Consider the following 12,117-nt stretch of genomic DNA (forward strand, 5'->3'; position numbering starts at 1 on the left):
CCATTCTGATACTTTGGAAGCACCGGCAGATTCACTACTTTAGTGCTATTCATTAGCTGTGGGCCGGGCCGCGTGGGCATACAACCGATAGCTGATCGTTCACTAATATACTGCAATGCAAAATACTGAAACAGAAGGGATGATGCCCATTATGAATGTTAGAGCAGATGCCTTGAAACTTTCAATAGTAATTGAGGACGCAATCAACTCTTTACTTCTGCTCCACTTGGGTATAGAAGACAAGGAAGCAACCAAACACTTTGGTCAGAAAGCAGGCATTCCTTTTAAAAGTAAGGTGGAATTACTGTATGATATAGGTGTGCTTTCAAAAGAGGAACTCTTGAACCTTGAACTTTTAATGGTCTTTAGGAACAAATTCGCTCATGACATAAAATCTGATTCTTTCACAATTGTAGTAGATCAACTTGATAGTGGCGTCAGAAATAGATTCAAAAAATTCATCACAAACCAAAGCGACAAACTAAACGAAAATTCGTATGAAATAGCCTTTAGTAATTTATTTACTACGAATATTAAAGTAATCAGACTCAAGTTTGCTGACAAGCGCATTCTTACTGAGAATAAGACAAACCTTCTGAAAGGCTATACCGATAAGTATGTAAGGTTAATAGATCTAGTTTTTGACTTTATTGAACGGGTAAGTGTTGATCTCGAAAAATACACATTAACAAATGAGCCCGACCTTAAAATCACAGCTATTCTTCTTAAAAGATTAACTGATTTTCAAGAATTGTTAAGCAATGACATAGATATGTCAACAATTGACAAAAGATTGCAACAATTAGATACGCATGCACTCCTTAAATCAATACTCAAATAAAAAAACGCTAACAAATGCAACGAATGAATGGGGTTTTATCGGGTCAGGTTATCCCGGTATTTTGGATAGTTTCATGGTCTGGTGAAAGTACAGTCCCGGGGTTCTGCCAACCACCCTTAGTACCAACATCAATTATAGCCTTGCTCTAAACGTATAATTAACCAAATTCAATAATTTCTGCACACTCACCTCTTTAAATCCCGCTGGTTCATCAGAAAACCGAGGCGGCTCCAGGTCCATTTCCTTTGCAGCTCTTTCATAAAAACTCTTTCGATCCGGATGATCGGGTGAACAGGCATTAAAGACCTCTCCCCAGACGTCCTGATCAATGATGGCGGTGATCACACCGATGCAATCTTCCAGGTGGATCATGTTTACACGGTTATCCGCTCCGGTAAGGCCGGTCCTGCCTGCCAGAAATCTGCCCGGATGCCGACCCGGACCATAGAGCCCGCCAAACCTCAGAACAGTCGTTTTGAAGTTCTTATCCTGCGTGAAAATACGCTCCATTTCCAAGAGCGATATACCACCCCTGCTTAGGCTTTCAATAGTTGCATCGTCTTCCCGAACCACTCGATTCAGATTGGGGTATACCGCTGTAGAGCTAATGAACAGGATCTTAGAAACACCCTTTTCAATGGCCCTGGATCTGATCTCGAGCAGCTGGCGTTTATGAAAATCCGGTTGGTCTTCTCTGTTACGGGGCGGAATGTTGATGATCAGTAGATCTGCTGAGAAAAAGGAAGAGTCGCCGTGAAGCTCAGGCTCCAGGCTAAGGAGGTAAGGCTGTATTCCAGCATTTTGGAGCTTTTCCAGCTTGTTTTCCTGAGTAGTGCTGCCTTTTATGGTGTGTCCTTTTTTGGCAAGTTCCTTACCCAATGGTAAGCCCAGCCATCCGCATCCTAAAATACCAATGGTCATATTCGTTTGGTTAACAGCCTCCTGTTATTTCCTGCAAAACCTTTATTGCTGTATAACCTGTTTCCTTCGGTATTGTGAGACTCTACTTCCAGGTGGATGGCTTTTACGTCCAGGTATCTCGCCTCATCAAAAATGAAATCGAGCGTTTTGTCTCCGTAGCCTTTGCCCCGAAATGGTGCTTTGATGAACAGCTCATCAATGAATGCGTCTTTTCCTTCATACTCAAAGCTGAAGCCAAAAGTCAGGACTATATATCCAATGATCTTTTTGTCAATAAGGAGTAACCAGATCTTTCCGACTTCCGGATGGTTCAGCAGGTAGACAATGTTTTTAAACCCAATTTCCTTGTCAAAAGGATAATCATCAATGGCATTAAAATCCACCATCATTCGCAGGATTTCATTGATGTCTTCGGTGGAGGCCACCCTGATGGTCAGAGACATAGCTGGAGGATCTACTTTTCGGGTTTTACAACTTCCCTATCTTCGGCTGACGGTTTCTCATCTACAAGAAAAGCATGGGTGGTTTGGTAGGCAGAGTCTTCGAGTTCTTCCAGGTGCAATCTATCGATAGCCTGAACAGCCCGGAAATTCAATCGCTCAAATAGCCCATAGTTCTCCACCACCTTTTTAAACTGACCGTTTCCGTCGTGAAGCAGCAGGTAATAAAACTGGATCAAAACCTCCTGCTCTGTGAGATGAGGCTTGATGATGTTTACATAAAACAGCGGATCTCTGCTCTTTTTATCCACCAGGAAAATCAAAGCCTTGTAGCTTTCGACATAATGCGAAAGGGTGTTTCTATAACTGTCATAGACCTGTCGGAAACACGTTTCGAAGGAATGTGAATCCAGGTTCTGAGAGCTGCCGTCTTTCTTCCGTTTGCGCTTGGTGTCGCTGACTGCTTTTTTGAAGTCGACATACATTTTATCAAAACCATTTCCACTGTCCTGCGTTTCGATTCGCTTTGCCGCAGTAAGGTGAAACTCCAGCAGTTGGAAAAAGGTATTCTCGAATTGCTGGATCTCGATCGTTTTAGACTGGCTGTCCATGATCTTTCTGGATTCTAAAAGCTCTTCCCTTTGTAATTCGAGTTCTCTACGTTGATAGATCAGTGCCAGGTAAAATAAAATCACCCCGGCCAGCGACCAGATAGAACCTACGGCCCCACCAAAAAACTCACCGAGCTGGCTGAGGGTATTCAGGTCGCTCTCTACTGTTAAGTCCAGATCTTTTACATTGGTAAATACAAAATAAATAATCCCAAATCCTGCAAGAACGGATATAGCGGCACAAGCACCGAGAAAAAAGACGAAAAAAGATCGGAGTGTAGTCCTTCGATTACTCATTAGGTTGGTGGTTTAAGCCCACTAAGTTAAATAATATTCACCATTACCTCAGTCCAATTTTGGACACTCCATTGGAACGCACCATTAAAAAATTGGTGATCTCCACTTCCCGAATGATGTGTTTATTTGGCCGGACGATTTCAAATCCCATGCTTTCAAAGAATGGTACCGCCGTTTTGCTGGCATGTGTGGTCATTTCACTTACCCCGCTATCCAGCGACCTTTGGAGCAAAGCATGAAAGATGTTTTTGGCAATTCCTTTTCGGGTAAAATCTTTATGCACATATATAAAGTCCACATAACTACCAGCTTCCAGTGACCCGAACCCCACTATTTTCTGATCAGCCTCCGCTACCAGGAAGTATTGGTTTTGAATGCAGCTAACCCACCTGCCGCTGTTTTCGATCGCCCGGGTCCATACATTGATCTGGTCTGGTGAGTAGTCCATTGCGCTGGTGGATCGGATGGTGCCGATCGCAAGCTGTTTTAGCTCATCTACCTCCGATTCGCGAGCTTGTCTCAGTTCTTCCAGGGTCATGAGTAAATGGTTTTGAGGCGAGAGATTATTCTGCTAACCGCCGGACATACGAGGGTGTTTTTAAATGTGAGGCTGGTGATCTGATACATCCGCTTTCGGTTGGTATGCGGGTATTCCCGGCAGGCTCTTGGCCGGTTTTCGTATACTATGCACTTATTATCCGGCCCCAGGAAAGCACAGGGGGATTTTTGCAATACATAATCTTCTTCCTCATCCCGCCTCAGGTAAGCATCAATGAATTCAGGAACTTTCATCTTTAAAACTTTGGCAAGTCGCTCTACATCCGAAGGCTGAAATATTGGAGAGGTGGTTTTGCAGCAATTTGCACATTTCAGGCAATCCACATCCTCAAAGACTTCTTCATGCAGCATATGAAACTGGTCGTCCAGGTCTTTGGGACGCAATCGCTTTAACTTTTTGAGAAATGCTTTATTGGCTTTTTGTTGATCCTGAGCCTTTTTGAGATCTTCCTGATAGATCATAGGCTAAAATTACCATTTCCGATCAGAAGAGTTTCACCCATGAACATAAAAAAAGGGCCACTTCCGTCTGAAGTGGTCCCTGCCTTAGTTTATAAGCCGATCACTCAATCAGCATCTTTTGGTGGCTCGTACCCACCTTGTTTTTATTATGGCATGTGAAATATTCAGGACCTTCTTTTTCATCATGTCCTCATTTTTTTATCAATCGATGAATGGTTTTGCTTGCAGATGACTGGATCAATACGGTGTAAATGCCTGGAGGCAGACTGCTTATATCATAACTGGTTCTGTAGCCGGAAAACTGTTTTACCAACTGACCACTGACGTTCCGAATGATGATTTTGCTGACTTCCTTTCCTGTAATCATGAATACATTCTCGACCGGATTGGGGTAGATGATCCATTCAGTTTTTTGATTAGCTATGCTGAGCACATTCTTGCAGTCTATGATCACCTCCTGCGTTTGAGTAGCTTCATTGCCTGATTCATCCGTATAGGTCCAGGTTACGGTTTCGGACCTTATTAGAGGAAATTCTGTGTCAGTGGTTCCTGTGATGGTCCTGCCACCGCAGTTATCAGTGGCCGTAGGGGCAAGCAGGGTTACACTGGCACACTTAGCCATTACTTCATCCAGAAATTCAGTATCTGGCACCGGAGGTATGGTATCCTCTACTACTATATCCTGGGTCTGGGTGCTTGAATTGCCAGCATCGTCAGAAAAGGTCCACGTGATCGTCATACTTTCAATAATCGGAAATTGAGTATCAGTTGTCCCCGTGATCATACCGGAGCAATTATCCGTAGCTGTAGGAGGATCTAAAGAGGTTACCTCGCAATTGGCGATGATATTGCCTGGGTGATTTGCATCAGGTACCGGTGCAGTGGTATCCAGAATGGTGACTGTTTGCGACTGTGTGGTGATGTTGTCCGCATTATCAATAAAGGTCCAGACTACTGTTTGTGACGTTGTAATGGGAAATTCCGTATCGGTAGTGGCAGTGATTGCTCCTGAGCAGTTATCAGTTGCCGTTGGAGCGGGCAGAGATGTTACCTGGCATTGATCTGATAGCTCTTCCAGATTTTCTACATCCGGAACCGGAGCGGTTATGTCTTCAATCGTCACTGTTTGGGATTGTGAAGTGACGTTACCTGCTTCATCTGTATAGGTCCATGTGATTGTAGTGCTTTCTGTGACAGGTAAAGTTGTATTGTGTACACCAGTTACTGTGCCCGTACAATTGTCAGTGGCTGTTGGGGGTATTAATGCAGGGACCTGACACTCTGCAGTAATATTTTCCAGCGTTTCTATATCCGGGATGGGTTCAGAAACATCCTCGATTGTTATTGTTTGAACCTGAGAGGAGGAGTTTCCTGACTCATCGGTAAATGTCCAGGTGACGGTTTGAGATTCCGCAATAGGAAGACTTGCATCATGGATGCCTGTGACCTGCCCGTCACAATTATCGGTGGCTGTAGGAGCAGTGAGTTCTGTTACCGGGCATTCACTATTTATATCTTCTAATGTTTCCAGGTCAGCTACAGGCGCTGTTGTATCCTCAATTACCACATTTTGATTTTGAGTGGTCTCATTTCCGGATCCATCCGTAAAAGTCCAGGTGATCGTTGTACTTGTTGTGATTGGTAAACTGATGTTGTGTGTACCCGTGATTTGTCCATCACATTCATCAGTGGCGGTAGGGGCAGTGAGTGACATAACTTCGCATTCATCAGTCAGAGTTTCCAGGGTTTCAGTATCAGCTTCAGGTGACGTAGTATCATCAATAATAACCTCCTGGTCCTGAGTTGTAATGTTACCTTCATTATCGGTATACGTCCAGGTGATTATCTGAGAGTTGGTTATTGGAAAGGTTGTTTCAGTGGTACCCTCAACTGAACCTGAACAATCATCTGTCGCCGTTGGAATGGTTAAATCCGAGAGATTTACGGAACATTGCGCTGTGATATTTTCGAGAGTGACAACATCTGCGACTGGAACGGCACTGTCTTCAATTACAATATTCTGTGTTTGTTCAGTGGCATTCCCCTGCGAGTCCGTGAAGGTCCAGGTGATGGAAGTGGATTCGGTGATGGGAAACTGTTCTTCATTTACTGTACCGGTGATCGTACCATTGTCACAGTTGTCGGTGGCGGTGGGAGCCGTAAGGTCAGCCAGCTCAACCTGACATTCTCCGTTTATATCTGAGAGCGTCTCTGTATCCGGGTTTGGGCCTGTAGTATCATCGATGACTATGTCTTGATCCTGGGTAACGAAATGTCCGGCATTGTCTGTGTAGGTCCAGGTGATGGTAGTGGATTCGGTAATGGGAAAGTCTGCATCGGTAGTGCCTGTGATAGTGATGTCACAATCGTCAGAAGCCGTGGGATAAGGAGCCAGAAAGGAAAGGGAGTTAACCTGACATTGAAAAGTTGCCGTTTCCAGCGTTTCGGCATTGGGGACCGGGTCTTCCAGATCTATGCTGGCATCGCCTGATATGGTCCAATCGAATTCGGCTATAAGCAGGGCACGAGCATTTGCGGCATCTCCGCAAGAATAAGTCAACTCATGAGCACCCAGGGTTATGTTTGTGGGAATTTGTGTTTCCCCGGCATTTTCATCCAATGTTTGCCATCCAATGAGGGTATTGTCGTAGTTGGATGTGGATAGCCCGCTATAGCTTAACATAGTCGTCATGTCCGTCACGTTGCTAATGTCCCAACCACCGAGGTTTTGGTCGAAAGCAGGAGTGTTGTAAAACATCTCCGTCATCTTATCTGCTGAACTTACGTCCCAGCTGCTAATGTCCTGATTAAAGACGGATGCGTTATAAAACATATTGCGCATATCCGTAACCGCCCCAACGTTCCATCCACTGATATCGCCGTTGAAAGAGGTAGCCTCGTAAAACATGGCGAACATATTGGTTACTTTAATTACGTTCCAGCTATTCAGGTTCTGGTTGAAGGAAGTGGCCCCCCGAAACATCTGCCGCATATCATCCACATTACCCACGTTCCAGGTGCTGATATCCCCGTTGAAAGCTGCGGCACTACTGAACATAAAGGCCATGCCTGTCACCTGATCTACTGTCCAGGTGCTCAGGTTCTGGTTAAATGAAGTAGCTCCGGCGAACATATAGGCCATGAGTGTCACATTACTCACATCCCAGTTGCCAATATCAGTATTGAAGGAAGTTGCGTTTTGAAACATTCGAGCTGTATTTGCCACACTGGAAAGATCCGGCACATCTGTGGCCGGGGCAGTCAGATTGCTACATCCGTGGAAGGCGCCCACCATAGAAGACCAGGCAATATGTCCCCATTGTTCTACTGTGAGAATTTTTTCCCGATCTCCTGAGTGGTTGAAGTAGATACGGGGAAAATCACCGGTTATCTCAACCCGATAAGTTCCGGCAGCCGGGAAGGTAATGGTGTGGGGGGTATTGGTGTCATCAAATTCAATTTCTGCTCCTTCATTATTTGTGCCTGGATCATTTACATCTTCCCAGTAAACTGTGTAATCATATCCTGTACCTGTAGTAGGGATTGTGATCTGATCATTTCCGGAATCTCCCGTATTGTCAGTTTTCCAGGTGGTGATGAATGGAGTGATCTCCAGTTCTTCAGAATCAAATTCAGAGGTATTCCCATTTGCATCTGTTTGTGTGGCGGAAATATTCGATAAGCCGGAATTGATCGCAGAAATAGTCACTTGATGGGACCAGTTACCAGAGCCATCAGCGGTAGTAGTTGCCAGGTATTGTTCGCCCTCATCCTCAGCATCCGCAAAGATCTCAATGGTTGCATTCGCTCCCGATGTTCCGGTAATTAAGCCATTGAGGGTAGACGTTATCACAGGTGGAATAATTTCTTCCTGGGCACTGTTGGTTATAAGGATGCCCGCTCCGCCATTGGAGTGGATTGAGTTTTCCGTGATCGTATTGTGCTCAATTCCGTCGGAAAAGGCCTCTCCAAGCTCAATGCCATTCTCCGCATTGTTTGCAATCTGATTTTGAAAGATCGTGTTACCATTAGCGTCACTCTCGATGAGGATGCCGTTTGCTCCGTTTGGAATGGCGGTTTCTTCATCAGATCCAACTCCGATCAGGTTGTAGTTGATAGTGTTGCTGGTAGTAGAAGCATTTTCGATCAGGATACCGTCTGTGGTATTGCCTGAGATGATGTTTGCTCCGGCAAGAGTTCCATCACCGATCTGAGTAGAGCTGCCAACGCTTAGCCGGATGCCTTCATTTAGGTTAGCCAGAGCAGCTGTTCCATCGGCATTGGTTCCTATATAATTTCCGAGGATCTGAAATCCACCAACACTAACTCCTATACCGAAACTATTCCCTGAGATTACGTTACCTTGACCTGCAGTTGTCCCGCCGATCTGCCCTGAGCCATTGGTGGCTAAAACAATACCCGCGTTGGCATTTCCTAATGCAGCATCACCCGCTGCATTGGTGCCAATGTAGTTTCCATAAACATTGGTAGGGCCACTATTGATGAGTATACCTGCGCTTCCGACTCCTGCCCCAGCTGAAATGATGTTTCTTCCGGCTGACGTTCCGTCCCCGATTTGGGTGTTTGCAGAGGTCCCCTGGACTCTGATCCCAGCCGGGCCGCTTGTTCCATTTCCTATGGCTGTGGTACCATCTATACCCAGCCCAATGTAATTGTTGAGTACGGTGACGTTATCGCTATCATCAATGTCAATACCAGAGCCTGAATTTCCGCAAATGATATTTCTGCTATCCGGATCAGTTCCGCCCACCTGTCCGTCATCACTTCCGTTTAGGAAGTAAATGCCCTGAGCACCATTACCTTTTTCAAGAGAGCTTGTTTCGTCTACTCCGATGCGGTTGTTGACGATAGTCGTATTAGGCGAGGCATTAATTCGTATCCCCTCAGAGGTGTTTCCGGAAATGAAATTTTCTAACTCCCCAATGACTCCTATTTGGGTACCTGAGCTGGAGAAAATATCGACACCTCGTACGTTGCTGATTTCTGTCCCTCCGTCCTCGCCAAGTCCTATACGATTGCCTGAAATGATGGTGTTATTTGATGATCCCGCTATGCGAATACCGAAAGTATTGCCACCGATCACATTCATCCCGGCGGATGTACCATCACCTATCTGGGTGTTTAGTGAGCCTTCCTTGATGTAGATGCCTGAATGATTATCTGCGACGGAACCTATTGAGTTTCCAGTCAGGTCTGTACCGAGATAGCAGCTAAGAATGGTAGTCCCGTCTGCGCCATCTATAAGAATGGCAGCCTGACTGGCACTGGAGAACCCATAGATATTTAAGCCTTCAATAAGACAGTTATCAGCTTTTATTTCAATACCACTGTAACCAGTATCCCCGGCTTCTAAAATGACATCCGGAGTACCGTCATTATCAATGTCCCCGTCTATAGTAGTTTCTCCTCTAAGGAAAAGAGCACTGTCCAATGTAATGGTAGATCCATCCAGGGAGGCGTCAAATACTATTTCATCTGCACCAGTATTTGCATTGGCATCTGCGACCGCCTGTCGTAATGACCCGGCGCCATTTTCATCAGTGTTTGTGACGGTTATTTGGGCATGGAGGCCAAATATTACAGAAAGAAAGGCTATTGAAAAGAGATAATTAGGCAGTAGTCTCATGGCATTGTAGTTTGATTTTAATTAGTTAGAGTGAATGATCGGCGGTTATTCAATCAGCATTTTTCTGGTGGCCCTGATTTTGCCATTGATAACCAGGGCATAGTGGAATATCCCGGTCCCAACTTCGCTTTTGAAGAGGTTGATCTGGTTTTTGCCTGTTTTGAGGTTGCTGATTTCTTTTACTTTTTTTCCTTGCAGGTCGAATATGACAATTCGGGCACTAGTTGTGTTTTCCGGCAGGCTGTAGACAATGCTCGTCTTATTGTCTGAAGGATTTGGAAAGTTTTGTTCAAGTAGTATTCCGGATTCATCCCCTTCGTTCGGTTCAATGAGGTTCTGTCCAGTCAGGTTATCAGCTAGCTGAGTTTTTACATCTTCTAGCTCTGCACTCAATTCCTTTATGGCTTCTACAAGCAGGGGTACTACTTTGGTGTAGTCAACGGAGAGCATCCCATCGGTATGTTCTGCAACTGCTTCTGGAAGGACTTCCCGAAGGTTCTGAGCCAGAAATCCGATTTGCTTACCTGTTGGAAGGTTTAGCTGAGTGTCTTCTTTGTATTCATAGTTGACCCCTTCTATTTGCTGTACTCTTTCAAGCGCGTTCTCAAGTGTTTTCTTATTCTTTTTGAATCGGGCATCAGAAGTCTGCCAATAACCTGTGGCATAGGCATCACCGTCCACATACAGCGTAAACTTATCCTGATAAGCAATAGGAGGGATGGTGCCAATAGCTACATGGTTCTTTGAGAAGTCACCATAGATCAGGTTCGACTCCCGATCATTGGCGATATAAAGTTTGTTTGAAGCCTCTTCATTGTATCCGGCCTCATATCCGATGAATACATTTCGAGAAGCTCTTTCACTTTTATATCCGGCCTGAAAACCCAGGTAAACATTTTCATTTCCGTAGACATTATGAAACCCCGAGTTAGCACCGGAATATAGATTCTGTTTTCCTTTGATGTTATAATACCCGGCGTTCTTCCCAAGAAACGTATTTTGCTCCCCACTCTGAGTGAAAGCTCCGGCGTATCCCCCTACAAAAGTATTATCATTCGCAGTGGTGTTGCTGATACCTGACCAGGTACCAATGAATACATTAGCGCTTCCTATTGTATTGTCCCTACCTGCATAAAGTCCGACAAAGGTGTTTTGTGTTCCTGTGGTTGTTTTAACGCCTGCAGTATGACCAAGCATTGTGTTTCCATCTCCTGTGACCTTGGTTCCGGATTGGAACCCTACAAGGGTATTTTCGGTACCAGTTGAATTTGACTGTCCGGATTCAAAGCCAATAAAGGTATTGAGGCCTTCTTTGCTGTTGTATCCGGCTTGCGTTCCAATAAAGATATTTGAGGACGAACTCTCATTCTTGAAGCCAGCTCTATATCCCAAAATGATATTGTTATTGGCATTGAAGCTATACCTGCCTGCCTCCTTACCAATGATAATGTTAGCAGATCCAGCCTGGCTTGCATAGCCTGAAGATGATCCTACGAATACGTTATTCGTTCCCACGGTATTATTTCGACCAGATGATGCCCCGATAAAAGTGTTGTAACTAGCCAGGTTGTCTTCTCCTGAATTAGCCCCAAAGAAAGTGTTGTAGTTTCCACTAGTTCCTAGACCGCCTGACAGGATTCCCGTAAAGGTATTTCCACTACCAACTTGATTGCTGGCTCCTGCTTGATAGCCTGAATAGGTGTTTTGGGAGCCGGTCGTATTCTGTGTCCCGGCTCCTCTACCCAGAAAGGTATTGAGCGTCCCGATAGTATTCTGCGATCCTGCATAAGCTCCGAAAAAGGAGTTATCACTTGCTGTACTTTTCTCGCCAGCTCTCATTCCTACTACGGCATTAAAACTGCCACTTACATTCTGATTTCCAGCATTGTAGCCAATAAATACATTTTGATTCCCCCCTGAAAGGTTTTTTCCAGCCTCATAGCCTACAAAGACATTAAATCCGGATGAAGAACTCAGGCTATTGCCAGCTGTCCATCCAACTGAAGTATTCTGTGTTCCACTATTTCCGTTTCCGGCATTACTGGGGTAACTGACATTTTGAGCGTGAATAGTAAATGTCACGCTTACGAATAACGTAAAGATTAGCTTTTTCATGTGTTTAGAAGTTCCCGAAATAAGCGGTTTGCTGCCCAACTTTTGATCATCTGCGGTTGATGTGGTCGCTTCGGACTCTTACGCTAAAGCTTCAGCGTCAGCGTGCGGTCCGATCAATAATTGGGTTGAGGCTACGCGCCCCGGCATCATGCTCATTTCATGAGTGATCAGGTTTTTGTCAGATCAATTTAAAGACCTGAACAACGCATGAGGTCATCGAATCAG

At 44.9% G+C, this 12,117-nt stretch carries 8 protein-coding genes; 1 reads left to right on the top strand and 7 read right to left on the bottom strand.

Annotation, left to right across the window (positions count from 1 at the left end):
- Positions 1-115 precede the first annotated feature (115 nt).
- Positions 116-841 carry a hypothetical protein gene (locus tag AC3E9V_RS04095; RefSeq protein ID WP_488751918.1) on the top strand — a complete coding sequence of 242 codons (726 nt, stop codon included), beginning with the start codon at positions 116-118 and terminating at the stop codon, positions 839-841.
- A 132-nt stretch (positions 842-973) separates the two neighbouring features.
- Here the strand turns inward: AC3E9V_RS04095 and AC3E9V_RS04100 are convergent, their stop codons facing one another.
- From AC3E9V_RS04100 to AC3E9V_RS04130, 7 genes are all read right to left on the bottom strand, one after another.
- Positions 974-1,762 (bottom strand): SDR family oxidoreductase, encoded by a 789-nt coding sequence (locus AC3E9V_RS04100; protein WP_488751919.1) that lies wholly within the window; start codon positions 1,760-1,762, stop codon positions 974-976.
- Entirely contained in the window at positions 1,759-2,205 is a 447-nt protein-coding gene (locus AC3E9V_RS04105) for a GNAT family N-acetyltransferase (RefSeq protein ID WP_488751920.1), read from the bottom strand. The genes AC3E9V_RS04100 and AC3E9V_RS04105 overlap by 4 nt, the downstream gene beginning before the upstream one ends.
- An 11-nt stretch (positions 2,206-2,216) precedes the next feature.
- Positions 2,217-3,110 carry a putative phage abortive infection protein gene (locus AC3E9V_RS04110; RefSeq protein WP_488751921.1) on the bottom strand — a complete coding sequence of 298 codons (894 nt, stop codon included), beginning with the start codon at positions 3,108-3,110 and terminating at the stop codon, positions 2,217-2,219.
- A 43-nt stretch (positions 3,111-3,153) separates the two neighbouring features.
- Positions 3,154-3,648 carry a GNAT family N-acetyltransferase gene (locus AC3E9V_RS04115; RefSeq protein ID WP_488751922.1) on the bottom strand — a complete coding sequence of 165 codons (495 nt, stop codon included), beginning with the start codon at positions 3,646-3,648 and terminating at the stop codon, positions 3,154-3,156.
- Positions 3,645-4,130, bottom strand: a complete 486-nt coding sequence (locus AC3E9V_RS04120; RefSeq protein WP_488751923.1) for a YkgJ family cysteine cluster protein — start codon at positions 4,128-4,130, stop codon at positions 3,645-3,647. Before AC3E9V_RS04120 ends, AC3E9V_RS04115 begins: the two co-directional genes overlap by 4 nt.
- A 190-nt stretch (positions 4,131-4,320) precedes the next feature.
- Positions 4,321-9,777 (bottom strand): BspA family leucine-rich repeat surface protein, encoded by a 5,457-nt coding sequence (locus tag AC3E9V_RS04125; protein ID WP_488751924.1) that lies wholly within the window; start codon positions 9,775-9,777, stop codon positions 4,321-4,323.
- Between the two features lie 45 nt (positions 9,778-9,822).
- The gene (locus tag AC3E9V_RS04130) at positions 9,823-11,892 is read right to left on the bottom strand and encodes a tail fiber domain-containing protein (protein WP_488751925.1); all 2,070 of its coding nucleotides are present in this window, start codon (positions 11,890-11,892) and stop codon (positions 9,823-9,825) included.
- Positions 11,893-12,117 lie beyond the last annotated feature (225 nt).

This window comes from Marinoscillum sp. HNIBRBA16962, assembly GCF_057801515.1.